The 23681-nt window shown below is 55.9% G+C and carries 19 protein-coding genes and 1 tRNA gene; 7 read left to right on the forward strand and 13 right to left on the reverse strand.

Annotated features, from left to right (window positions below; all coding sequences use genetic code 11):
- Nucleotides 1–88 precede the first annotated feature (88 nt).
- The 3 genes from HMJ29_RS13775 to HMJ29_RS13785 all read right to left on the reverse strand — a co-directional run bounded on the left by HMJ29_RS13775 (nt 89) and on the right by HMJ29_RS13785 (nt 3705).
- Nucleotides 89–970: a transglutaminase-like domain-containing protein gene (locus HMJ29_RS13775; RefSeq protein WP_171592040.1), complete on the reverse strand. Its 882-nt coding sequence runs from the start codon at nt 968–970 to the stop codon at nt 89–91.
- Between the two features lie 124 nt (nt 971–1094).
- The gene (gene sucC, locus HMJ29_RS13780) at nt 1095–2297 is read right to left on the reverse strand and encodes an ADP-forming succinate--CoA ligase subunit beta (protein WP_171592041.1); all 1203 of its coding nucleotides are present in this window, start codon (nt 2295–2297) and stop codon (nt 1095–1097) included.
- Nucleotides 2298–2580: 283 nt separating this feature from the next.
- A complete protein-coding gene (locus HMJ29_RS13785) occupies nt 2581–3705 on the reverse strand; it encodes a glycoside hydrolase family 113 (protein WP_171592042.1) in 1125 nt (374 codons plus the stop codon).
- 437 nt (nt 3706–4142) lie between these two features.
- On the opposite strand from HMJ29_RS13785, the gene HMJ29_RS13790 reads away from it, so the two are divergent.
- The 4 genes from HMJ29_RS13790 to HMJ29_RS13805 all read left to right on the forward strand — a co-directional run bounded on the left by HMJ29_RS13790 (nt 4143) and on the right by HMJ29_RS13805 (nt 9800).
- Entirely contained in the window at nt 4143–4799 is a 657-nt protein-coding gene (locus tag HMJ29_RS13790; RefSeq protein ID WP_088842932.1) for an ABC transporter ATP-binding protein, read from the forward strand.
- Between the two features lie 616 nt (nt 4800–5415).
- Nucleotides 5416–6228: a hypothetical protein gene (locus HMJ29_RS13795; protein WP_171592043.1), complete on the forward strand. Its 813-nt coding sequence runs from the start codon at nt 5416–5418 to the stop codon at nt 6226–6228.
- Nucleotides 6229–6433: 205 nt separating this feature from the next.
- Complete coding sequence (locus HMJ29_RS13800; RefSeq protein WP_244679250.1) at nt 6434–8356, forward strand: RecQ family ATP-dependent DNA helicase; 1923 nt, start codon at nt 6434–6436, stop codon at nt 8354–8356.
- A gap of 178 nt (nt 8357–8534) precedes the next feature.
- Complete coding sequence (locus HMJ29_RS13805) at nt 8535–9800, forward strand: cation:proton antiporter (RefSeq protein WP_171592044.1); 1266 nt, start codon at nt 8535–8537, stop codon at nt 9798–9800.
- 113 nt (nt 9801–9913) lie between these two features.
- Here HMJ29_RS13805 and HMJ29_RS13810 read toward each other — a convergent pair whose 3' ends face one another.
- From HMJ29_RS13810 to HMJ29_RS13840, 7 genes are all read right to left on the reverse strand, one after another.
- Nucleotides 9914–10975, reverse strand: a complete 1062-nt coding sequence (locus HMJ29_RS13810) for an NADP-dependent oxidoreductase (protein WP_171592045.1) — start codon at nt 10973–10975, stop codon at nt 9914–9916.
- 55 nt (nt 10976–11030) lie between these two features.
- The gene (locus tag HMJ29_RS13815) at nt 11031–11471 is read right to left on the reverse strand and encodes an organic hydroperoxide resistance protein (RefSeq protein WP_171592046.1); all 441 of its coding nucleotides are present in this window, start codon (nt 11469–11471) and stop codon (nt 11031–11033) included.
- A gap of 32 nt (nt 11472–11503) precedes the next feature.
- Nucleotides 11504–11956 carry a MarR family winged helix-turn-helix transcriptional regulator gene (locus HMJ29_RS13820; RefSeq protein WP_171592047.1) on the reverse strand — a complete coding sequence of 151 codons (453 nt, stop codon included), beginning with the start codon at nt 11954–11956 and terminating at the stop codon, nt 11504–11506.
- Nucleotides 11957–12317: 361 nt separating this feature from the next.
- Nucleotides 12318–12617 carry a rhodanese-like domain-containing protein gene (locus tag HMJ29_RS13825; RefSeq protein WP_135528746.1) on the reverse strand — a complete coding sequence of 100 codons (300 nt, stop codon included), beginning with the start codon at nt 12615–12617 and terminating at the stop codon, nt 12318–12320.
- 101 nt (nt 12618–12718) lie between these two features.
- On the reverse strand, nt 12719–14587 hold the full coding sequence (locus HMJ29_RS13830) for a T9SS type A sorting domain-containing protein (protein WP_171592048.1): 1869 nt from the start codon (nt 14585–14587) through the stop codon (nt 12719–12721).
- A gap of 186 nt (nt 14588–14773) precedes the next feature.
- Nucleotides 14774–15559, reverse strand: coding sequence for a PASTA domain-containing protein (locus HMJ29_RS13835; RefSeq protein WP_171592049.1), 786 nt, complete (start codon nt 15557–15559; stop codon nt 14774–14776).
- A gap of 117 nt (nt 15560–15676) precedes the next feature.
- Nucleotides 15677–18439 carry a D-alanine--D-alanine ligase family protein gene (locus tag HMJ29_RS13840; protein ID WP_171592050.1) on the reverse strand — a complete coding sequence of 921 codons (2763 nt, stop codon included), beginning with the start codon at nt 18437–18439 and terminating at the stop codon, nt 15677–15679.
- A 181-nt stretch (nt 18440–18620) separates the two neighbouring features.
- On the opposite strand from HMJ29_RS13840, the gene HMJ29_RS13845 reads away from it, so the two are divergent.
- Nucleotides 18621–18905 carry a GIY-YIG nuclease family protein gene (locus HMJ29_RS13845; protein ID WP_171592051.1) on the forward strand — a complete coding sequence of 95 codons (285 nt, stop codon included), beginning with the start codon at nt 18621–18623 and terminating at the stop codon, nt 18903–18905.
- A gap of 126 nt (nt 18906–19031) precedes the next feature.
- Nucleotides 19032–20222 carry a phosphoglycerate kinase gene (locus HMJ29_RS13850; protein ID WP_171592052.1) on the forward strand — a complete coding sequence of 397 codons (1191 nt, stop codon included), beginning with the start codon at nt 19032–19034 and terminating at the stop codon, nt 20220–20222.
- Nucleotides 20223–20318: 96 nt separating this feature from the next.
- Here HMJ29_RS13850 and HMJ29_RS13855 read toward each other — a convergent pair whose 3' ends face one another.
- The 3 genes from HMJ29_RS13855 to HMJ29_RS13865 are packed head-to-tail and all read right to left on the reverse strand — an operon-like array spanning nt 20319 to nt 22856.
- Complete coding sequence (locus HMJ29_RS13855) at nt 20319–20957, reverse strand: hypothetical protein (RefSeq protein ID WP_171592053.1); 639 nt, start codon at nt 20955–20957, stop codon at nt 20319–20321.
- A gap of 32 nt (nt 20958–20989) precedes the next feature.
- Entirely contained in the window at nt 20990–22231 is a 1242-nt protein-coding gene (locus HMJ29_RS13860) for a site-2 protease family protein (RefSeq protein WP_244679249.1), read from the reverse strand.
- The gene (locus HMJ29_RS13865) at nt 22218–22856 is read right to left on the reverse strand and encodes an HAD family hydrolase (protein ID WP_171592054.1); all 639 of its coding nucleotides are present in this window, start codon (nt 22854–22856) and stop codon (nt 22218–22220) included. Before HMJ29_RS13865 ends, HMJ29_RS13860 begins: the two co-directional genes overlap by 14 nt.
- A gap of 167 nt (nt 22857–23023) precedes the next feature.
- On the opposite strand from HMJ29_RS13865, the gene HMJ29_RS13870 reads away from it, so the two are divergent.
- Nucleotides 23024–23097 (forward strand) — tRNA-Ile (locus HMJ29_RS13870).
- Nucleotides 23098–23681 lie beyond the last annotated feature (584 nt).

The raw sequence follows: 23681 nt of genomic DNA on the forward strand, positions 1-23681 counted from the left end.
TCATTGCTAAATAGTTAGCAGCTAAAAGCCCCAATGGTATCTACCGTTGGGGCTTTTAGCGGTTAGAGCAGGCACTAAGCCGAAGCCTTTATTTTCCAGCCATACCTTCAGTCAGCCAGGAAGCTCCACTTGGGGAGGAGTAAAAGGTAGCGGCCGAGTGAGTATACCGCATGTTGTGAATAGCTTCTGCCCGTTGAAATAGTACAGGCTTATGGGCACCCACCGGAACCAGCATCAAACCTGTACGTGCAGATCTGACACCATAACGGTTATCCATTACCGTATCAAAATAGAATAAATACTGCTTCAACCAACGAAAATAGGGCTTGGATTTGGCGTCGGTAGAGGTAAGGGCGCTTAGGGTGGGTTCGTCGTTTGCCAACGCCTGTTGCAACTCCAGTGCGTTGAGCGGCCTATTGCTGAGCAGGGGGATAATATCCCATTGGCTGTCCACCATCACCCACTTTCCTAAGTCAGGAAGCCAGGCTTCGGTGAGAGCGTGGCCAGCAGCAGAGCCTTTCGTCTGGACGTTGTGCGCCTTTAGGTAAAGTGGCCTCGCCGGAATGCCCAAGGAATTGAAAGCGGTAGTTAGCACTAAGCCATATTCTACACATTGCACGGGGTGGCCTAGCATAGCGGCGTGTAGAATGGCAAATGCGTCCGTCGATTTAAACGGCTTGTGTCCGTCGTGCTCCAGGCGGTTGTGCACCCACAGCGAGAGGGCCCGTGCCCGCCCCAGGTCCGTGGTTTCCTGCGCCACTACGGCATCCAGCCCATACATTTCCCGGAAGCGGTTTAGATAAGCAGTACTCGGCGGGCTGTACTGAAACGCGTAAGCTACTGGATCAGGTGACGTGAGGTAGGTGATATGCTCCGGATCGGCGGCTATAGCTTTTCCTTTCGCTTGGCCTACTGCCTGCGTTATACCCAGGGCCATACCTATTACCAAGACAGTAAACTTCTTATCCATATCGTCGACTTCCGTTAAGCTTTGCTCGAGCCTTAACGGAAGAGCAACAATGTGGGTTGAAATAAACACAAAAGAGCCCGTTTGGCATAACCAAACGGGCTCTTTTACCTTAGTAAAAGCTAAATTAAGCTACTTGGGAAGCTAGTACTTCTTTCACTTTCTGGGCAGCGTCCTTCAGTAATACAGCCGAGAATACTTTCAGACCGCTCTCGTCGATGATACGAGCGCCTTCCTCGGCGTTGGTGCCCTGCAGACGAACGATGATCGGGACTTTAATGTCGCCGATATTTTTGTAGGCCTCTACTACACCGTTAGCAACCCGGTCGCAACGAACGATGCCGCCGAAGATGTTGATGAGGATGGCTTTCACGTTCGGGTCCTTCAGGATGATGCGGAAACCAGCCTCGACGGTTTGGGCATTAGCTCCACCCCCTACGTCGAGGAAGTTGGCAGGCTCGCCACCCGAGAGCTTGATGATGTCCATGGTAGCCATAGCCAGACCAGCACCATTCACCATGCAGCCTACGTTGCCGTCGAGCTTTACGTAGTTCAGGTTCGAGGCCGAAGCTTCTACTTCCAGGGGATCTTCCTCGTTGGTGTCGCGCAGCTCTACGAAGTCTTTATGACGGTAGAGGGCGTTTTCGTCGAGGGTTACTTTGGCGTCAACGGCCAGGATCTTGTTGTCCGAGGTCTTCAACACGGGGTTGATTTCGAACATGCTGGAGTCGGTTTCGTCGTAGGCTTTGTACAGGGCCATTACGAACTTCACCATTTCCTTTTGCGCTGCGCCGGTCAGGCCCAGGTTGAAAGCAATTTTAGCCGCCTGGAAGGGGCGCAGGCCTACGCGAGGATCAACGTGCTCCTTCAGGATCTTGTCGGGATGCGACTCGGCCACCTCTTCGATGTCCATGCCGCCCTCGGTGGTGTAGATGATAACGTTCTGGCCGGTGGTACGGTCCAGCAGCACGCTCATGTAGTATTCTTTGGTTTCCGACTCGCCGGGGTAGTACACGTCCTGAGCTACCAGTACTTTGTGCACTTTACGGCCTTCGGCGCCGGTCTGCTTGGTAACGAGCTGCATGCCAATGATCTGGCCGGCAATTTCCTGTACCTGCTCCAGGTTTTTGGCGAGTTTCACCCCGCCCCCTTTGCCGCGTCCGCCGGCATGAATCTGGGCTTTGATAACGTACCAGCTAGTACCGGTTTCGGCGTTCAGCTTCTTGGCAGCTTCTACGGCTTCCTCAGCCGTATCGGCCACGATGCCTTCCTGCACGCGTACGCCGTAGCGCTTCAGAATGTCTTTGCCCTGATACTCGTGAATATTCATAGAGGTCAGTTAAGAGGGGTTACGGGGTGGTTTACTAGGCGCGAAAGTAGGTAATAATCGGTTGTGCAGCGTCATGCCGTGGTATTGTAAATACTCTTATGCGTAAGATCGGCCATAGAGCCAGGCTTCAACTACGCGCAGCAGGTTGGCTTTAGCTCAGCCTTGGCCTGGCAAGCTACGGTTTGATGAGGTGAATAATACATACAGCTGGCAGCATGCGTAGCCCAACAATTGAGTAGCGAAAGCGGCAAACTTATCTGTTGTATAATAATCTCTAATCAACTCACCGCCCGTACCACTCCGCCAGTACTCGCTCGGCGGGCTTGTGCTGGGGCGTGAAGTCGAGGTGGCGGCGGGCGGGGCCATCGGGCCGTAGGCCAGGGTACCACTTCCAGATAAACAGGCCGCGCAGCCAAGGTCGCGTCCAGAAGGTTTCAAAGAGGGCCTCGTAGCACACCCGCTGGGTGGCTTCATCAACGCTGGTTACCACGGCCATCCGGTCGGGCCAGGCCCACGGCTCAATGGCCGCGTCGGGCGTGGTTTTGTACCCAACCTCTGTGAAAATTACCGGCTTCTTAAAGCGTTTGTGCACGGCTTCAATGCGGCGGAGTGGTTCTTGCCAGGCAGCCAGCAGCGCCGCTTTCTCCGGGGCCGTGGTTTTACTGAGGGGGAAGTATGCCTGAATACCAATGTAGTCAAGGGCATCCCAGAACTTGATCTGCTCAAACTCACCGCTCCAGTTGGCCGCGTAAGTAAGCGGGCCGTGGTACACCTTCCGAAGTTGCTTGATCAGGACACGCCATTCCTTCTCGTGGCCTACGCTGGCGTGCTCCAGCTCCGTCCCGATGCACAGGGCTTCTAAGTCATTAGCTTCGGCTAGCTGAGCGTAGTGCAGAATAAAGGTAGAGTAGCTGGCAAACCACGCCTGCCAATCGGCGGGGGTGGTCATGTTGATGTCGCCGGGCCAGGTGCCGCCGTTGCGCAGCCACAGGTGAGGCTTGAGCAGAGTTTTAACACCGCGCTGCCGGGCCTGGATGGCCGTAAAAATGAGGCCAGCATCACTCTCACCCCAGTAGCCGCCGCGCCCGCCTTTGGCACTGCCCGTGTGCAACCTAATTTCGGGTTGGGCTGCGGCCGCCTGCCAGCCAAAGGGGGTTTGAGCAATCCAGGTGATGTGCGCCCGAACCAGGGGCTCCATGTCGGTGGAGGAGGTGGAGTCGGCAGCTACCCAGTTTACGCCGCGCATGCGGTTGTCGGCAGGCGGGGGTAGCACGGGGCCAACGGAGGCCAGAGCATCAGTAGAAGCTGTTGCCGGGCGGCGGGGCCAGTTCCACCACGCGGCTACGCTCAGCAGCAACAGGCCTAGGAGCAGCAGCCCGAAGCGAGCCAAAGTGCGGAAAGCAGACATAGAAACGAACAGCATAGGAGCGGGGCAGCCTGACGCGCCAGGTGGCAAGCAACCTGAGCTATAAACTAGAAACCAAGGGTAGTTGGAGTAGCCTGGAACAACCTACGTCTGAACGTCCTGCTGAGCGCAGCCGAAGCATCTCGCGTGCTGATGTTGGAGTAGGCACCTAACGATTTGAGCCAGATGCCGCGCTTGGCTCGACATGAGGGTCAATGTAAACAACGATTGTCAACTACCCCAACCCCACGCCGCTTAATGTGCAGAATCATCCGAGGGCAAAAGCTGGCGTCCAGACTATAGCTTTAATCCGCAACTTGAGTTAGTTAGGTTATTCTAGGCCAGTTGCTGAGGCTAATCTGCACAATCTGCACGGCAACTCTTTACATTCCGTAGATTTGTTTCCCGTACCTACGGCTCACTACTAATACTGCTTTGTTTTGCTGCAAGCTATCAACGTCCGCAAAAGCTATAACACGCTGGAAGTTCTTAAGGGCATCGATCTGACGATTGAAAAGTCAGAAATCGTATCCATTGTAGGTTCTTCGGGAGCGGGCAAAAGCACGCTGCTGCACATTCTGGGCACGCTCGACAACCCCGATTCTGGCGAAGTGCTGTTCGATGGTGAGTCAGTAAGCTCGCTGGGCCGCTCTGATCTGGCGCGGTTCCGCAACCGCCACATTGGCTTTATCTTCCAGTTTCATAACCTGCTGCCCGAGTTTACGGCCCTCGAAAACGTGTGCCTGCCGGCTTACCTGGCGGGCCGCTCAGAGAAGGAAACCCGCGTGCGAGCCCGCGAATTGCTTGGGATGCTGAACCTGGAACGTCGCGCCGACCATAAGCCCTCCGAAATGAGCGGCGGTGAGCAGCAGCGCACGGCCGTAGCCCGGGCCCTCATCAACTCCCCCGAAATCATCTTCGCCGACGAGCCCAGCGGCAACCTCGACTCGCAGAATGCTCAGGAGCTGCACCAGATCTTCTTTCTGCTGCGCAAGGAGCTCGGCCAGACCTTCGTTATCATCACCCACAACGACCAGCTAGCCGAAATGGCCGACCGTAAAATCACGATGAAGGACGGCCACATCTGGGAAGGATAGGCCACTTGGGCTGTCTAAAAAGCACAAATGTCATTCCGCGCCTGACGAGGTAGTTCGCGTGCTGACGGCCACATCAACCCCACGTGTCATCCTGACGCAGCAAGGATCTTTTCACGATATGCCCGACTGGCCTAGCGCCTCTCGACAACGTGAGAAGATCCTTGCTGCGTCAGGATGGCGTGCTTATTTAATTCGGCTAGGCCACTTCACCTGATTGCTTAAGCCACCGAGGGAACCAGCGTAACAGCCTACCTGTTGAGTAGATAGTTGGAGCTAGATCCGACTGAGCGTTTTTGCTTCCTGGCAATGCATTCGGTTTGCCCCGAGTCATTTAGTTAACCCATCAACTTGTTTTCCGGACACAGGCTGATGGGTTTTTTCTGCCCTTAGGGCTGCGGCCAAGCAAACCGAAACGCAGGTAAAAGCGAGCTGTTGTGGTTAGATTATTTCCAAAAAAGTTAGTTGCCTAACAAAATTGGAAAAAATATTTGCAAGTATCTGATATTCAATCATAAAAAATACATATAAAAATGACGCTTTTTGCACCTTTCTAGTGGCGGTTTGGTTATATATTCGAACAACAATACGGTACTACAGGACTTAAAGGAAAGACGCCATGAGCGAAGCAATCAAGAACATCAAAGAGCCCGTTCGTAAGACTAAAGTTGAGAGCTTTGATATCTCACGCTCCGACGAAACGTTGCATCTGGCGACGGACCTTGCTAAATTCATCAAGGACAACAAGCTCAGCACCACGGTGCAGGGTAAAGAGTTCGTGAACGTGGAAGGCTGGCAGTATGCTGGCTCGCGCCTGGGCATTGTGCCCATCGTCGACCACGTTATCAACGTCTCAACTGAGCAAGAAATTAAATACCAAGCTAAGGTGACTTTGTTCGACATCAAGTCGGGCCACACGGTAGGTGCTGGTTTTGCCATTTGCTCCAATAAAGAGCAGGGCAAGAAGTTTTACCAGGAGTTTGCCATCATGAGCATGGCCCAGACGCGTGCCATTGGCAAGGCGTACCGCAATATTCTGGCCTGGATCATCCGGGCGGCAGGTTACGAGCCTACGCCCGCTGAGGAAATGGAGTATGGCGGTAACACGCCCGCTGCTGCCCAGCCTGCCATGATAGTAGCTCCGGCTGCAGCTCCCGCACCGGTGGCTGCTGAAGCACCGGCAGCTATGAAGGCTGTGCCTGCCGAGCCTGCTGCTCCGGCAGCCGCCGAAGCTACGGTTCCCGCTTATGCTTCGGCTTCGCAGAAGGAGGAAATCATTCGTCTGCTGAACCACCCGGTGATTACTCGCCCCGAGAAGACCAAGATGCTGCTAAACATTAACCGTCTCGACGAGGAGCGTGCTACCCAGGCCATTGCCAAGTTGAAGAAGGCAATCGACGATCGGGAGAATGGGCAGTCGGCCGCTGCCTAAGCCTCTCCCAACTGCATATACTAAAAGCCCGGTTCCGGTAGGAGCCGGGCTTTTTTGTGTTTTAGCTTAGAGTTCTGTGCTGCGCCTGGCGTGTACTGATAACATAGCAACACTGTATGCGCACAGCGCCACATGTTAGCGGAGGAGCTGTCTTCCGTTTCCCGGCGGGCGGCGTTACCTTCGTAGTCCTTAAGCCTAGCCTACCTTGCTTCACCCCACCGACGATATTCTGCACGTACTGCGCCAAAATTGGGGTCATACCCGGTTTCGGCCCATGCAGGAAGACATCATTAGGTCGGTGCTGGCGGGGCAGGATACCTTGGCCCTCCTGCCCACGGGCGGCGGCAAGAGTATCTGCTTCCAGGTACCGGCCCTGGCCAGGCCAGGTCTGTGCCTGGTGGTGTCGCCGCTGATTGCGTTGATGAAGGACCAGGTGGAAAACCTGCGCCAGCGTAATATCAAGGCCGAAGCCGTGTACGCTGGCATGAGCCATCAGGAAATTGACCAGACCCTGGATAACTGCGTGTATGGGCCCGTGAAGTTCCTGTACGTGTCGCCGGAGCGGCTACTGACGGACATGTTCCGGGCGCGGGTGGGCAAAATGAAGGTGAGCCTGCTGGCCATTGATGAAGCGCACTGCCTGTCACAATGGGGTTACGACTTCCGGCCGCCCTACCTGCGTATTCAGGAACTGCGGGAGCTGCTGCCCGGTGTGCCCTGCATTGCCCTCACTGCCACCGCCACTGAGCAGGTACGCGCCGATATTGTGGAGAAGCTGCAGTTTGGTGCCTCGCATCGGGTGTTTCAGCAGAGCTTCGCCCGGCCCAACCTGTCGTATTCTGTCCTGAGCACCGAAGACAAGCTCAAGCGCCTGCTGGAAGTGGTGCGGGGAGTGGGGGCCAATAAGACAAGCATTGTGTACGCCCGCACCCGCCGCCAAACTGAGGAAGCCGCCAATTACCTGCGCCAGCAAGGGGTGGCTGCCGCGCCCTACCACGCCGGCCTGCCCAGTGAGCAGCGCACCCGCACCCAGCAAGACTGGATGCAGAACAAAACGCGCTGCATAGTGGCCACCAACGCCTTCGGCATGGGCATCGATAAGCCCGATGTGCGCCTGGTGGTTCACCTTGATGCCCCCGACAACCTGGAGGCCTACTACCAGGAAGCCGGCCGCGCCGGCCGCGACGAGAAGTATGCCTTTGCGGTGCTGCTCCAGGGGCCCAACGATGCCGATGAGCTGCGCCGCCGTACCCAACAGGCCTACCCACCCCTGGATACCGTGCGGCGCGTGTACCAGGCCCTGGCAAACTTCTCGCGCACGGCCGTGGGTGGGGGCGAGCTGGTCGCCTTTGACTTCGACCTGCAACAATTCGCGGAAACCTACCGCATCAAGGCCTTGGATGCCCACAACAGTCTGCGCACCTTAGAGCGGGAAGGGTTTGTGCAGGTAAACGAAGCCGTAAACAACCCCGCCCGCGTCCATATCCCCATCGACCACACCGACCTCTACCGCTTCCAGGTGGCCAATCAGCAGCACGACCAGCTCATTAAGAGCTTGCTGCGCTTTAATGGGGGCGAGCTGTTTGCGGGCTTCCAACGAATTTCTGAGAACAGCCTGGCCCAGCATCTGCGTCTAAGCGTGGTAGATGTGCGCAAGATGCTGGTGTTCCTGCACCGTTCCGGCATCATCCAGTACCAGCCCAAGCATGAGGCGCCGCAGGCCCTGTTCACCACCCCGCGCTATGACGCCGACAAGCTCCCGCTGGACCAGAAGCGCCTGAACCAGGCCCGCGAGCTGGCCCGCCACAAGACTGAGTCGGTAGTTCAGTATGCCGCCGGGGGGCGCTGCCGGCAGCAACTGTTGTTAGAGTATTTTGGGGAGTTGGATGCAGCGCCTTGCAATGTCTGCGACTTTTGCCTGGCCAAGAAGAAGGCCCGGCAGGAGGCCGCAGTAGCTAGTGGCCTGCGCGAGCAATTGGTGGCGCTGGTAAAAGCTAACCCACAAACTCCGCGCGAAGTCCTGACGCATTTCGCGCCGGGGCAGGCCACCTCCGTAACGGAGCTATTGCGCGAGCTGGTAGACTTGGGAGAGGTACGCTATGCGGCTGATGGGCGGCTAAACGGGTAGCCGTTGCGTAAGTTGAAACCCGTAGCGCAGCGCCAGCAATACGCCTTCAGACTAACCTCTGCATGGTAGCAAGTGCCAGGTTTGTACTGAATCAGGTAGCTTAACCGTATCATTGGCGGAGTATAACTTCTGCTGACTTTACTATGTACGCTTACTTATCTGGCCTTATTTCGCGTGCATGACCACTCCCATTTTAATTGTTCTTATTGGGTTTATCATCTTCCTAGGCCACTATTTAGCCCAGTTATTTGAACGCACCAAGATTCCGGATGTAGTAGGGCTGCTCCTGGTAGGTATACTGCTCGGTCCTATTTTCCACCTGATAAACCCAATAGCCTTTGGGCAGGCCGGCCGCGTTTTTTCTAACGTAGTACTGGTGTTTATCCTTTTCGAAAGTGGCCTAGAGGTGCGTTTTGATCAGCTGCAAGCGTCGCTGCGCGGAACGGTCAGCCTTACCACCCTCAACTTCGTTGTTACCACGCTGGTAGTGGCCATTATGGGGCAGCTCTTTGCAGGGCTGGACTTTCTGAGTTCCGTAATTTTAGGCAGCATACTGGGCGGCACTTCGTCGGCGGTGGTTACCACCCTAACCCGCAGCGTGAACATCTTACCACAAACCTCCACTACGCTCGTGATGGAGTCGGCGCTGAGCGATGTGTTTACCCTGGCCGTGCCAATTGCCCTGATCAGCGTGTACACCGGCTCGTCTTTTAGCGTGAGTACGCTGTTCACGCAAATTCTGGCCTCCCTGTTTGTGGCAATATTAACGGGCGCCGTTAGCGGGTACTTCTGGTCTGTGCTGCTGAACCGGGTGCCTACGTTGCTTAAAACTCATTTCTCTACGCCGGCCTTCGTATTCATTCTCTACGGGTTGGTAGAAATGCTGGATTTCAGCGGCCCTATTGCCGTGCTGTTTTTCAGCATCACGCTCGGCAATGTAGCGCTGCTGAAGCCTCGTAAGCGTAATTGGTACCTGCCTCAGCCTACGGAACACGTGGAGCTGACTTCCAAGGAAAAGGATTTCTTCGCGGAGATAGTATTTCTGCTGCGCACGTTTTTCTTCGTGTACGTAGGCATGTCCATCGTCCTTGATAACTGGTCTCTGATTGGGTTGGGAGTAACCATAACAGTGCTGCTGCTCCTGTTCCGCATTCCGGTGGTTCTTGCCACCACTGCGCCAACTACGCCCCAGTTTGATATGGCTTTCATGAGTGTGATGATACCCAAAGGCCTGGGTGCGGCCGTGCTGGCCACCTTACCCTCCCAACGGGGGCTGCCAACTGGCCCAGCCATCCAAACCATCACCTTCGCCGTCATCATGGCCACCACGGTACTGTGCACGGTGCTCTTTTTCTTGGTGGAGAAACGATATATGCAGGGGTTCTATGCCTTGTTTTTCGGCAAGAATCGGCCTGTTGATGCCAGTAGCGTGGGGCAGCCCTAGTTGCTGGGTGCCGGCTTATACGCAAACACCCTCGCACCTCCTAGTGCAATAGGAAATGCGGGGGTGTTAGTTGCAGCGCTATTACTCGCCGCAAAAGCGAGCAGGCACGTTTGCTAGGCCACCTTTACAATGGCTTTGCCGGTGTTCTCGCCCTTAAACAGGCCTAGGAAAGCGTTGGGTATTTGGTCGAAGCCTTCGGTAATGGTTTCCTCAAACTGCAGCTTGCCCTGGCTATACCACTCAGTGAGCTGCTTAATGCCCTTGGGCCACTGTGGCAAGTAGTCGCTTACAATGAAGCCCTGCAGCTTGGAGCTGGTAGTGAGAAGCTTGCCTTCGGGGCGCGGACCCACGGGCGCTTCAGTCGCATTGTAGCTGGCAATCTGGCCGCAGAGGGCAATGCGGGCGTGCTTGTTGAGCAGGTTATACACTGCATCGGTAATGGCACCGCCCACGTTGTCGAAGTAGCAGTCTACGCCGTTGGGTGCGGCGGCGGCCAAGGCTTCCAGAATGTTGGCAGTTTTGTAATTGATGGCTTCGTCGAAGCCCAGCTGCTTAAGGTAAGCCACCTTTGCCTCGGAGCCGGCGGTGCCAATCACGCGGCACCCTTTAATTTTAGCCAACTGGCCCACCACTATTCCCACGGCCCCGGCGGCGCCCGATACCACTACGGTTTCGCCGGCTTTAGGCTGGCAGATATCCAGCAGCCCGAAGTAGGCCGTGAGGCCCGGCATGCCCAGCAAGCCCAGGAAGTAGCTAATAGGCGCCTGATCCGTAGGAATTTGCTGCAAGCCGCGCCCATCCGACACGCTGTATTGCCGCCAGGGCAGGTTGCCCACCACCACGCTCCCCACCGGCAGCGTATCCAGCCGGCTCTCGACCACCTCCGCCACCACGCCGCCCGAAATGGGCTGGCCTACTTCAAACGGCGGCACATACGACTTGCCCGCGTTCATGCGGCCCCGCATATACGGATCAACGGAAACGTAGCGAGCCTTCAGGAGCACCTGGCCTTGAGCGGGAGAGGGGACTTCGCTGGTTTCAAAGCTGAATTGGGCGGCGGTAGGCTCACCCTGGGGCGGCTGGCGAGCAGGATGGTTTGGTTTTGCATAGCGCGGAAAGAAGTGGACAGGAGTAAAACCAGCATTCCGAGCGCAGCAAGGAAACCAGGGTAGCATCTGATGATTCACCCAGATTCCTCGCTACGCTCGGAATGACAAAAAAAGAACGAGCCTAGGCAGCGTTGGTTGTGGTATTGAGGTTTACCTCAATGTTGCCTTTAGTAGCACGCGAGTAGGGGCAAATGCCGTGAGCGGCTTCTACTAATTGCTCTGCCTGAGACTGCTCCAGGCCGGGAATGTTTACGTGCAGATCAGCTGATATACCGTAGCCGCCATCTTCGGCTTTACCGAAGCCGATAAAGGCCTCTACCGTTACGCCTTCCAGCTTTACGCTAGCCTGGCGGGCGGCCACACCCAGCGCCCCTTCAAAGCAGGCAGCATAGCCAGCGGCAAACAGCTGCTCGGGGTTGGTAGCCCCCGATTTGCCAGGGCCACCCATTTCTTTAGGCGTGCTAAGGTCAATGTCGAGCACGTTGTTATTGGAGGTAACGTGACCGTCGCGGCCACCTTTGGCTTTGGCTTGAGCAGTGAAGAATTTTTCTACGATTTTCATCGGGAAGAAGTGAAAAGTGAAAGAACACTGGCCTAGGCCAGTTGGGTAAGCAAAGAATTGAGTTGCTGCCGCAGCGCCTCAAAATCAGCGGGCGGCATGTTGAGCCTGGCGAAGATTTCCTCCGGAATTTGGCAGGACCGGGCCTGCAGCGCCTGGCCCGCGGGCAGCAGCCCGATAATTACGGAGCGCTCATCACGCGGGTCGCGGCGGCGGCTTATCCACTGCTTCTGCTCCAGGCGCTTCAGCAGGGGAGTAAGGGTACCTGAGTCAAGCAGCAGCTTCTCGCCGAGTTCCTTAACAGTAAGCTCCTTGTGTTCCCACAAAAGCAGAAACACCAAGTACTGGGGGTAGGTGAGATCAAGCTCCTGCAGCAACGGCTGGTAGGCCTTCGTAATCATCCGCGAGAGGGCGTAAAGCGGGAAGCACAACTGGTTTTCCAGTTGCAGCAGTGGGTTGATAGCCTCAGGAGGAAGTTGGTTGCTCATACTCGTTCGGCAAATAAACGGTAAAAGGTTGTGTCATGTTTAATTGTGCGCAACTAAATAGATTATTTTGTCTTAAAGTTCTGCTTATCAATGATAAATATTTTGCTGATTCTGTAGCACGGAAAGCTAAGGCACTCGGAATGGCGCATTTTTCAAACAAAAATCCACCTGGCGGTTGGCTTAAGTACACTTGGCTAATGGCCACATCAAGCTTGTGCGGGTGGGCTGCAGTAGCAACCTACGCTACCTGTAGTTTACGCCTTTTGGCTGTTGCACCTTGCGCATGTATTGCCTGGTAAAGGCCCGAAAACAACGAAGCCCCGCTTAGCAGGGCTTCGTTGGTAAAAGCATCTGGGGGTGATTATCCTTGCTGGTAGGCCTGAATGCCTCCAATCAGGTTACGCACTTTCTGAAATCCTTGTTGGGAGAGATAGGCTTTTGCCGAAGCAGAGCGCCCACCGCCTTTGCAGTGCACTACCACCTCTTGTTCCTTTAAGTCCTCCAGGTCGTCGAGCTTCTGCGGGAGCATACCCAGCGGAATGTTCTGGCTGCCCTCAATACGAGATTCCTCGTTTTCCCAAATTTCGCGCACGTCGATGATAACCGGCGCAGTGCCATTGGCCTGACGTTCTTTTAGCTCAGTAGAGGTGATGTCGTTCATGAATGGGTGGAGGTTGATTGAATGCAAGTGTAAACCTAACAATTAGCAGCCATACAGCATTGCCAACGGTACTACGCTCCCGGCAAACCTTGGGCCAATTATTACTGCTCCCGAACTAGTCGTTTGGTTATCGTGGTGCCATCGGCCAGCTTAAGCCGCACCAGGTACACCCCTGGCCGCAGCTGTTGCAAGGGCAGTAGCGCTTGTCCTGCCTGAGCGGTGGGCTGCTCCCACACCGTGCGGCCCAGAGCATCGAGCACAGTAGCACGAGTGAAGCGGCCTTCTACCCGCACCACGCCATCGGAGGTGGGGTTAGGGAAAACACTATAGCTGGCAGCTAAAGTAGCTGAAGCAGTGGCCGTAACTGTACCCGCCCCCATAAGCGGCCGCAACATTAACGCACCGTTAGGACTTTTAGTGGTGGCCAGCGACAGGCTGCTCCATGCGTTAAACAGATTGATGAAGAAGTAGTTAGCGGGTGGCGCATTGTTCAAGTCAACGCCTATTTCCACAAACTGAGGGGAAGAAGCCTGGCCATAGCCAGCGTAAAACCTGCCAGTTACGGCTACCGGTGTAGGAAAGGGCACATCTACGTAGGCTTGGCCGGCAGGCAGAGTGGCTGGTATCGAAAAGCTTTGAGTGGCTTTGGGAGCAGCTGCGGGCTGGTTACTGGCATCATCCCAGATAGCAACCGTAACCGTGCGGCCTAGCGCCGTGGCCATCGGATAAAAACGAATTGCCCGAACCACGTCTGGCGCATTTAGATCATAGCGAGTAGCATAATAGGCCACGGGCCCCGTAGCGGCAGTTGGCAGGCTGAGGGTGGCCTCGGCGCTGCCATCATCATACGCATAGTAGTCGGCTAGCTCTGTGGTTCGGGAGAGCGTGTCGTTGAATAGCGTGAGCGGGTTGGTCTCGTTGGTTACGAGCGTAATGCGCTGGCGCAGCAACTTGGGAGCAGCAGAAATGGAGACCGTTGCAGCCTGCAGACTGGCTACAACGGCCTGCTGCTGGCCACCAATGCCGGCGTTTAGAGAGCGGTTGCTGGTAAGAAATTGGGTGCTCGGTCCACCTGGCAGCACATCGAGCGTTCCGGTAATTGTGATGGGCGTAGGAGCTGGGCCAGGGTCGAGGTTGTTGATGGTGGTGCGGGTGCGAGGGGTTAGCTCCTGGCTAGGATTCTGGTTGAACTGGCCTACGGGCATGGCGGTGTACTGCCGTAGTGCACTAGGCAGGCGCTGGCTCAGGGCAATATCGCGGAAGGTAGAGTCAGTGGCCGAACGATTACGGTCGAGCCGGACGTAGTCGATGCTCCAGGCGTCGCGGCCGTTGTACTGGTAGCCAAACACCCGAAACCGAAACTGAAATGCCTTGTGCAGGTAGCTGGCCTGATTGACAGGTAGCGCCCGAAACCGGAAATTAGTGGTGTCGCCACTGCTCCGGATCTGACTTACCTCGCGCCAGTTACCGGCATCATCTAAAAAGTCGATGTACAGGCCAGTGGGCCGGGAACTAGTAGCAGCCACTGGTGGACCCACGAGGGTGCCGGCTTGCCAAAAAAAGCTTAGAAATACGTTGTCAGAAGCTTGTAGGCCACTCAGGTCGAGGGGCTGCGAGGTGAGGGAGTCAGTAGCCCCAAAGGAGGAAACGCCACCATATGAACCGCCAGCGGCCGTAAACCCATCAAACGTAGCCACACCCTTAGAGGGCGGACGGCGGGCAAACCGGTTATTAACCAGGGTGCCGCCGGTAGTTAGCCAGTGTTGCTCGTTGGGCCGGCCTTCGGGTTGCCCCGCAAAATCATCAAAGAAAGGCAGCGTTAGGGCCTGAACCCGGCGGGCCGTAACTGGCGCCGATGGTTGGGGTGGGGCCGAGGACAGGGGCTGCACTACTTGAGCGTGGCCTAGCAGGGGCAACAGGCCTAGCAGGGCAGAGGTCAGAAGAACTACACGGCGTAAGGGACGAAGCATACAGAACAATACCAGTAAAAGGAAGGCAGGGGGCGAAGGTCGGAAAGCCACGGCAACTACCACGCGCCAGCAGTTCCAACCATATCCCATACGGAAATGAAAAAGGTCCGCTGCCGAAACAACGAACCTTATTCTGGTTTCTTTTATCCGGGAGCCGAAGAGTTCAGGCCACCAGTAGTACGCGCATTATTCTACGCCGCGGATTGGTTCGCGGCCAGCTATCCAGAGGTCAACCAACTGACCCATGCGAATGGTGGCGCCGGGGCCCGGTACGGGGCGCTGCTTTACCACGGTGCCTTCCGTTTCGCCTTCGGCAGGCTCCTGGTAAAACCGTTCGCCTACCTGTAAGCCCTGCCCGGCCAGCAGCGTTACGGCCTCATCGGCGGGCATATTCACCAGGTTCGGAACGGGAAATTCCTGGTTGCCAAGTCCGTCACCAACCTCCAGGTCTACGCGGGTATTTTTGGCAATGGGGGCACCGGGGGCAATTTCTTTACCATTGGCAAACTGCTTTAGCACCGCGTTCTGCTGGATATTAGGGACCAGTTTGATCTGACCAATTACCAGGTCGTAGCTCTTCAGGATCATCTGCGCGTTTTTCAATGAGCCATCCGTAAGCTTAGGCATTTTGATAACCGGCGGGTTTTTCATGGCCACCGTAATGTAGATCTTACGGCCTTCCTTCACTTTTTCCCCCGGCTTGGGCTCCTGGTTAAGCACCGTGCCCGGCTTGATTTCCGGGCGGTAGGTGCTGTCATCCACGAAGTAGGCCAAGTCCCGCTCATCCAGGTAATCTTCCAGATCAACCTGCTGCATGCCCGTAATCTTGGGCACCTCAATTACCTCACCGTGGTTGGTAGTCAGGGGCAGATACACGTAAAAAAAGCCGAAAATGAGCATTCCTGCGGCTACCAGAATCACCAGTAGGTGCTTCAGTACGTCGGCGGGTGTATCGGATTTGAAAAAGGACATTCTGGGAGATATTAGAAACTAGGAGTCTGGAGCAAGAAGCCCACCGACAAAACTAGGAATTAGAAAGCTAGAAGCTAGTTCCCCTCCACATCTGCGGAGGGGAACTAGCTTCTAGCTTTACACAGTAGCTTTCTCCTGACGGGCTTTACCGAACTCCAGAATCTGGTCGATGAAGTCGTAGGGGGTGTAGCCGGCCAGAGCGGTCTGGTGGAAGATGCAGGTGGCGGGCGTCATGCCGGGCAGGGAGTTCACCTCAATGATGAGTACTTCCACGGCTCCGTTCTGGCGCACCCGCACGAAGGCGTCAATGCGAGCGTAGCCCTGAATGTTGAGCACCTCAGCCACGCGGCGCAGCTCCTGCTTTACTTCATCAGAAATGCGCTGGCGCTCAGTAGGCTCCACGGCGTAGCGGGCTGGCGTGATGTTCTGACCTTCTCCAGCCAGAAACTTCTCTTCCAGGCTCAGCACCTCACCGGTTGCCAGAGCTTCTGAAGCCTCAAACACCTCAATTTCCAGCTCACCGTTGTCGCCCCAGTGGGTCAGTAGGCCACCCGTAACTTCCAGGAAGTGTGCGGCGCCGTCGCGGTCAATAAGCGTTTCTACCAGGAAGGCATCCTTCTGCGGGAATTCTTCCTTGAAGCCCAATTGCAGGGTTTTGGCATCCTCGATCATCAAGTCTTCCTGGTTGCGGAAGATGAGCTTCGTGAAGGCCTCCAGCTCCGCGCGGTTCTTGATTTTCTTCACCGCGGAAGAGCAGCCGTCGTCGGCGGGCTTGGCAATGAAGGGGTAGGGGAACTGGGCTTCCAGGCTGCGGTAGAAACCTTCGGCATCGGCATCCCACTCCAGACGGTTGGCCATGCGGTGCTCTGCTACGCGCAAGCCAGCCTCGCGCAGGCGGCGGTTCGTCTCAAATTTATTAATGGTGATGGAGCTGCTGGCTACGCCCGAGCCGTTGTAAGGCAGGCCTAGCTTTTCCAGCTCGCGCTGCAGGGCGCCATCCTCACCAGGGCGGCCGTGCAGGGCAATGAACACCTCATCTACCATCTTGGCCAGCTCCTCAAACGATACGCGCTGGGGCTGCGCCGTGGGCTGACCCGCGTAGGTATTCGTGATTTCGTGAGCTTCCTGCCGAATGCGGGCCAGCACGGGGTGCAGGCCATGGCCGGCCTCCATATGCTCTACTTTCTCCCGGATGTCGTCGGCGTTGTCCTTCAGCATCACGTTGATGGGCAGCACGTAGAGGCGAAACTCCTGGCTGTTGCCGGTCAGGAATACGGGCACCGGCTCGTACTTCACCGAGGAGCTGAGCTTCTCATAGATGTTGCGGCCGCTTTCCACCGAAATGTGACGCTCCGACGAATAGCCACCCATGATCACGGCTACTTTAGTGCGGGTGCGCTCCTCACTGGCGCGGGCTGCCACGGCAGCATCCAGCTGGGCCAATAAGCCTGCCAGCTTCACCGGCCGTAGGCCACCCCGGCGGCGCGCTGCCAGGGAAGTACGAATCAGATAAGTCAGGAACTGCGACGGGTTCAGCCCAATTTCCGCCGCCTGGTGGAAGAAGAACGAAGCCGGCAGCATCCCCGACGTGGTGTTCGGGTCGTTCAGGAAAAGTTTAGGTGATGATGTGACGGGGTGATGGGTCGAAGAAGTCTGCCCACTATTTACCTCTTCACCTTTCACTTCATCACCGGTTACTAAGAAGCCATCGAGGCGGGCATACACCTGGAAGCCGAAGGTGGTGAACATCTCCTCACAGGCTTCCCGGATGCGCTGAATTTCAGCCTCGGGCAGGTCAATGGGCGTGATTTTGCGCGCCAGGCCAGGGAGGTACTTCGAGCGGTAGTCGAACATCTCCTCGCCCTTCACAATCTCGGTAGGCGGCAGCGCCAATGGCTTACCAGTAGGGTCTTCCACCACAATGCAGGAGAACTCACGACCCTGCACGAAGCTTTCCACCAGCACCTGCGTTTCGCCTTCCACACTAGTCAGGCGGACGCTTTCGGCAGTTTGCAGGCGCTCGTTGAGCGTATTGAGCAGCTGCTCGGGCTGATAAATCAGTTCAGCCTCGTCGTTCAATACCACTGGCAGGCCAATACCCTCGCGGATATCCACTAGCTGCTGCAGCCACATGATGCGCTTCTGCTCCGAAAGGCCGGCCCACTCTTGTTGAGTTACGGTTTTGCGGAACAGGCTGCGCTCCATGGCGGCTTCAAACTTCGCTAGATCCGCTTCGCGCAGAATGCTGATGCCGATGCTGGAACCCTGGCGCGGGGCTTTGAACACCAGCGGCAGGCCTAGCTCGCGCACCAAATAGTCCAGCGTAGCGGCATGGTCGGCGGCGTCCCATTCTTCGGTCGTAATCTGGCGGAAGGTGGGCGTGGGGCGGTTCAGCGCGGTCAGGAGCTTCTTCTGGGTAATTTTATCGATGCCAAACGCCGAGGGCAGAATGCCGGAGCCGGAGTAGGGGATGCCGTACCACTCAAACAGGCCCTGAATCGCGCCGTCTTCACCGCCGGGGCCGTGCAGAGCCAGGAACGCGAAGTCGATGAGCTGGGGCAGTTCATGGGGCAGCACGCGCCGGCCCACTTCCGCAATAATGCGGTCCTGCTCCTCCAGGCTCAGCTCGCCCAGGCTTTCCAGGTACATCTGTACCGGCAGCTCCGTGCGTGGCAGCGCCGACACCGGTGGGTAGAAGTCGCGGATGGTGCCCTTATAGATGTAGTGCCAGTCTAGCAGGATGAAGTTGCCAAGGCTGTCCACAAACACGGGCACGGCCTCAAACAAAGACTTATCCAGGTTATCATATACAGTGCGGCCGCCCGCAAAGGAGATTTCCCGCTCACGCGACGGGCCGCCGAAGAAGATGCCTATTTTCATACGTGGCGCAAAGATAGGTAATGAGGTGATGAGGTGATGGGGTAAGAAAGTGTCGGGATGATGAGGTGTACTGGGCCTGTCATTGCGAGTGAAGCGAAGCAATCCGTCCTTAACAGAGTGAAAAGCCTTAAGACGTGACAAGCTCTCCCTCTACTATCTTCCAAAGCCCAAACCTATTCCTATGAATCAGTATTACACCTACATCCTCACTAACCAAAACCGCACAGTGCTTTACATCGGTGTTACCAGCGAATTGAAACATAGGGTTAGTGAGCACAAAGCAGGAATTCATCCTGGGTTTACAAAGAAGTACAACGTACATCAACTGGTTTATTTTGAAACCTATCCGGATATCAAAGCAGCAATTGATCGGGAGAAGCAACTGAAAGGCGGCTCTCGGCAGAAAAAGCTCGATCTAATAAATGGGTTTAATAAAGAGTGGCAAGATCTGTTCGATCAGCTGTGAGGTAGCTTTGGGCTTGTCGCATCTCAGGGTTGAGTACGTTGAACAGGACGGATTGCTTCGCTCGCAATGACAGGCCTAGAACACCTCATTACCTATCTTCGCCGTATCCAACCCCATTTCTATTCCATGAAAACCCTCGATCAGTACAACTTCGCCGGCAAGCGTGCCGTGGTACGTGTGGACTTCAACGTGCCGCTCGACAATGATTTCCGCATCACCGACGACACGCGGATTCGGGCCGCTACGCCTACTATCAAGAAAATTCTGGCCGATGGTGGCTCGGTGGTGCTGCTCTCGCACCTGGGCCGCCCAAAAGGCGGACCCGAGAACAAATACTCTCTCCAGCACCTGGTAGCGCGCCTGGGCCAGGAGTACGGGCAGGAAGTACAGTTTGCCGATGACGCTCTGCAGGCCGAAGAAAAGGCTACTGCCCTCCAGCCCGGTCAGGTACTACTAGTAGAAAACGTGCGCTTCTATGGCGAAGAAGAAAAAGGTGATGCCGCCTTCGCCGAGAAGCTGGCTAAGCTCGGCACTGTGTATGTAAACGACGCCTTTGGCGCTGCCCATCGCAAGCACGCCTCTACGGCCGTTATGACCAGCAGCTTCGCGCCCGAAGACCGCGTTGCGGGCTACCTGCTGCAGGGTGAGCTAGACAACGCCAAGAAAGTGCTGGAACAAGCTGAGCGCCCCTTCACGGCCATTATGGGCGGCGCCAAAATCTCCGACAAGATTCTCATCATCGAGAAGCTGTTGGATAAAGTGGATAACCTGCTCATCGGGGGCGGCATGGCCTACACCTTCGCCAAAGCCCAGGGCGGTGAAATCGGTAGCTCCCTGCTGGAAGCCGACAAGATGGACCTCGCCCTGGAGCTCATTGAGAAGGCCAAAGCCAAGGGCGTAAACCTGGTGCTACCTACTGATAGCGTTATTGCCGATAAATTCGCCAACGACGCCCAAACCAAAGTAGCCCCCAACGACCAGATTCCGGAAGGCTGGCTCGGCCTTGACCTCGGCCCTGAGTCGATTAAAGCGTTTTCTGACATCGTGCGCCAGTCGAAGACCATCCTCTGGAACGGCCCCATGGGTGTGTTCGAGATGAGCAGCTTCGCCAAAGGCACTGAAACCGTAGCTCAGGCCATTGCCGAAGCCACCAAAGGCGGCGCCTTCAGCCTCATCGGCGGCGGCGACTCAGCGGCAGCTGTAAACCAGCTAGGCTTCGCCGATCAAGTTTCCTACATCAGCACCGGCGGCGGCGCCCTGCTGGAGTATATGGAGGGCAAAGAGTTGCCCGGCGTAGCTGCGCTGGAAGGCCGCTAGGCCACTCTCTGGCAGGTAACTGCACATAAGTCAAAAAGCACGTCATCCGGAGTTCAGGATGACGTGCTTTTTGACTTATGTGCAGTTACCTGGTTGTTAATTCACATACACCGACTCCAACTCCTGGCCCATAAGGTTGAGCGGGTCGAGAGAAACGCGGCCAGTGAGGCGGGTGCTGAGCGTTTGGAGCTCTTTAGGCGATAGTACGCCGAGGCGATGCAGCCAATGCAAGCGGTGTATCTGTAGCTCAATGGGGCCCAGTGGGTTTATCTCAGCATACTCTTGGCGCAGGTAATCGTGGGCCCGCTGTTCAACGCTGAAGGCAAACTGCTGGAACGGCTTGCGGCGGCTGGGCCAGTCGGGGAGGGTGAGGGAAAGGTGAGGGGTGCGCAGGTGCCACACATTCCACCAGTTAAACCAGCCGTACACGCAGTAGGCCACTATAAACAGAATCATACCCCCGTAAAGCTGCACCTCAGTGGTAAGTTGAAAGTCGGGGGTGGCGTGGCGCACTACATCCTGCCCAATCCAGGCCAGCATAAACAACAGGCCTAGCAAGCGCTGCTTGGGCACGTGCCGAACTTTTTCGGTGCGAAGTGGCAGAATTTCCTCGAAGGGAACAGCCAACTCTAGGGCCGGCTGCCACTGAGAGTTGCTGCGGCGCACGTACATGCTCTGCCCCCGCAACGACAAATGTGTTTGATACAGAAAAGGGTGCTGATAGGTAAGATTCATGAGGTAAGAAATGCACCGTACTGCCTTAGCAGCTATTGAATAGTGAACGGTGCGGGGGTAAAGCAAAGCACAAAAATAACCAGCATTACCCAGCCCAGCACCTTGCGGCCAAACGATAGGGGGCGCTCATCGGGGGCACCAGGGTGGTAGATGCCCGTCACGCGGCCCAGTAGCAGCCCAAATACTAGCCAGCCGGGGTTGCCTTCTATGGTGGGCCATGCCGACGCCACCACTATCTGGGTAGCCCATACGGCCAGTGCCAACAGCACTACGCGGCGTTTGGTAGGCAGCGCTTTCCAAAAGGCCAACAGCAGGTACAGCAGGTAAGGGCCACCCCAATACAGCCAGTCCTGGCCGCTGGTTTGTAAGGAAAACAGGCCTAGGCCTGCATAGAAGATGAAACCAATAAAGAACAGCGCCGACAGGCGCCCCGCCCGGCGCTGGCCTAGTAGGCCGTAGAGGATGTGGCCGCCATCTAACTGGCCAATTGGCAGTAGGTTAAGTGCCGTAAAAAATAGGGAGAGCACCCCAGCTACCAACACCGGGTAATGCATCAGCTCGTTGGGGTGAGGCATCCGGCCAGGGTCGGCGAATACAAGCGCTAGTAGTTTGAACAGCAGGGGCTGGGCCAGCAAGGTGCTACCTTCTTGGTTGCCAGGGTAAACAAAGCGGGCATAGTCCGCGCCGTACAGCCGATACTCGGGATGGATGCTATACAGGTACTCCAACGTAGGCAAATGCGTCAGGCCGTAGATCAATACTACCAAAGCTGCCACAAACCCTGCCAGCGGCCCGGCTAAGCCCACATCGAAAAACTCTTTGCGGGAGAAAATCCGGTCTTTGATGCGAATGACAGCCCCGAATGTGCCAATACCGAATGGAAACGGAATAAAAAACGGCAGCGTAGCCCGGATGCGGTAATAGCGTGAAGTGAAATAGTGACCAAACTCGTGCACCGTTAGTACGCTCAAGAAAGGCAGTGAATACCACAGACCAGGCTGCAACGTGCGCCAGATTACCGGCCACGATTGCAACAGCACTTCATAAGGTGGTACCTGCACAACACTCCCGGCGCGCAACACTAGGCCTACCAGCGTGGTGGTAAGCAGCGTGAGCAAAAACAGGAGGATATGCAGGAGGTACGTGCGCCACCGGGGTGGGGCGGGCCGCTCGTAGCGCGTAAAGGCTGCCGCTGCCTCTTCGGCGGGGGAGAGGCCGGTGGGGGCTGGCGCATCCGGAAAAGGCAGGAGCGGAGGAGTATCAGTGGAAGGCACGGAGGGCGTCGGGCAGAGCGTCAGTGAGGGTAAGGGGCGGGGCGAGGTACAGCGTGTGCAGTCCCAGGCGGCGAGCGGTTTCAATGTGCTGGGGGCTGTCTTCAATAAAAAGCGTTTCCTCAGCCTTCCAGTTCATCTCCCGCAGCGCATGCCGAAAAATTTCTTCGCCTGGCTTGCGTAGGCCTACCTCCTGGGAGTAGAACACCCGGTCCAGGCAATCGGCAATGCCATGCTCAAACCCATACTCATTTTTCAGCACAGCATTGATAGCCGCAATATGGATATGGTTGGTATTAGAAAGGAGCGCCGTTTGGTAGCCCTGGGCCCGGAGGTCTGCAACCAGGGCCAGGCGCTCAGCGGGTACATCCAGCAGCATGGCATTCCAGGCAGCATCCAGCTCTTCATCCGTAGCCTGCAACTCGTAGTGCTCACGCAAGGCCGCCCGAAACTCAGTAGGGGTAAGGCGGCCGGTTTCTAATGCGTCAAACAGCTCTGCCTGAGCAGCCTGGGTAAACTCAATGGTGCCTCCGTGCCGGTGCAGGCGTCGCATGGCCTCTAGGGTGAGCTGATAGTTTATGTTGATGAGTACTCCTCCAAAATCAAAGAGTAGATGAGGCTTGGGCATAGAAAGCAGCGAGGGTAGAACCGCAAAAAGAGCTAGGTAAACCAAAAAAGCATAACCGTTTTACGGGGTCAATGTCTTAAATCTTGGTTTTGGAATTGCAATTCCGCTTACAAAATGGGAAGTTTGCGCAGCTGAATTGCTCCTGTCTGTTGGTTGCTATTCACGCTGGGCCTATAGCTCAATCGGTTAGAGCAGCTGACTCATAATCAGCAGGTCACTGGTTCGATTCCAGTTGGGCCCACTCTTTTGTACAAGAAACCCCGTTAGGAGCAACCTGACGGGGTTTTTTAGTAAGGCAGCACAGTTGGGAAGAGAAGATTACTGTATTGGCAGAAAGTAGATGGCCAAGGCTACTACCAGCCAAAAGCTAAAATGAGGCTGCAGAGTAAAGCGAAAGCACCAATGCAAAGCCACCACACCCACTTGTTAGACGAGGCGATTGAAGGGTGGGAATAATGTCTTCTTTTGCGTTTTAGGGTAAGCATAGTGCAAAAATGTGGGGTCTCTATTAGTCGATTTTTAAAACGCAAGAGGTTATAACGTTGCCTACAGGTAAAGGTTATTTTAACAACTCCAGCTATTGGGTATGGTGCCCTTTTCATTGGTCAGGCTAATAGATAAGTGTCATTATAGTATTACAATTGTACAGAGATGGGCCCTTGTTACGCAACGGTAAACAACGGCAATAGCCAAGCTTAATCTTGGGTTGCCAAGTGAACCATAGTGGCTAAATGCAGCTTCCGCAAGTGATTCGTAAAACCTCTCGTTTTACCGAGAGGTTACCGGTGTGCCGGGCACAGCCACCGCGAGCGTATAAAGTGTAGT

Source organism: Hymenobacter taeanensis (genome assembly GCF_013137895.1).
Lineage (GTDB): Bacteria > Bacteroidota > Bacteroidia > Cytophagales > Hymenobacteraceae > Hymenobacter > Hymenobacter taeanensis.

Excerpts from the sequence above, each read along its gene's own strand:
- HMJ29_RS13775 (WP_171592040.1), bottom strand. The coding sequence starts at position 970 with ATGGATAAGAAGTTTACTGTCTTGGTAATAGGTATGGCCCTGGGTATA.
- sucC (WP_171592041.1), bottom strand. The coding sequence starts at position 2,297 with ATGAATATTCACGAGTATCAGGGCAAAGACATTCTGAAGCGCTACGGC.
- HMJ29_RS13785 (WP_171592042.1), bottom strand. The coding sequence starts at position 3,705 with ATGTCTGCTTTCCGCACTTTGGCTCGCTTCGGGCTGCTGCTCCTAGGC.
- HMJ29_RS13795 (WP_171592043.1), top strand. The coding sequence starts at position 5,416 with ATGAGCGAAGCAATCAAGAACATCAAAGAGCCCGTTCGTAAGACTAAA.
- HMJ29_RS13805 (WP_171592044.1), top strand. The coding sequence starts at position 8,535 with ATGACCACTCCCATTTTAATTGTTCTTATTGGGTTTATCATCTTCCTA.
- HMJ29_RS13810 (WP_171592045.1), bottom strand. The coding sequence starts at position 10,975 with ATGCTACCCTGGTTTCCTTGCTGCGCTCGGAATGCTGGTTTTACTCCT.
- HMJ29_RS13815 (WP_171592046.1), bottom strand. The coding sequence starts at position 11,471 with ATGAAAATCGTAGAAAAATTCTTCACTGCTCAAGCCAAAGCCAAAGGT.
- HMJ29_RS13820 (WP_171592047.1), bottom strand. The coding sequence starts at position 11,956 with ATGAGCAACCAACTTCCTCCTGAGGCTATCAACCCACTGCTGCAACTG.
- HMJ29_RS13825 (WP_135528746.1), bottom strand. The coding sequence starts at position 12,617 with ATGAACGACATCACCTCTACTGAGCTAAAAGAACGTCAGGCCAATGGC.
- HMJ29_RS13830 (WP_171592048.1), bottom strand. The coding sequence starts at position 14,587 with ATGCTTCGTCCCTTACGCCGTGTAGTTCTTCTGACCTCTGCCCTGCTA.
- HMJ29_RS13835 (WP_171592049.1), bottom strand. The coding sequence starts at position 15,559 with ATGTCCTTTTTCAAATCCGATACACCCGCCGACGTACTGAAGCACCTA.
- HMJ29_RS13840 (WP_171592050.1), bottom strand. The coding sequence starts at position 18,439 with ATGAAAATAGGCATCTTCTTCGGCGGCCCGTCGCGTGAGCGGGAAATC.
- HMJ29_RS13845 (WP_171592051.1), top strand. The coding sequence starts at position 18,621 with ATGAATCAGTATTACACCTACATCCTCACTAACCAAAACCGCACAGTG.
- HMJ29_RS13850 (WP_171592052.1), top strand. The coding sequence starts at position 19,032 with ATGAAAACCCTCGATCAGTACAACTTCGCCGGCAAGCGTGCCGTGGTA.
- HMJ29_RS13855 (WP_171592053.1), bottom strand. The coding sequence starts at position 20,957 with ATGAATCTTACCTATCAGCACCCTTTTCTGTATCAAACACATTTGTCG.
- HMJ29_RS13865 (WP_171592054.1), bottom strand. The coding sequence starts at position 22,856 with ATGCCCAAGCCTCATCTACTCTTTGATTTTGGAGGAGTACTCATCAAC.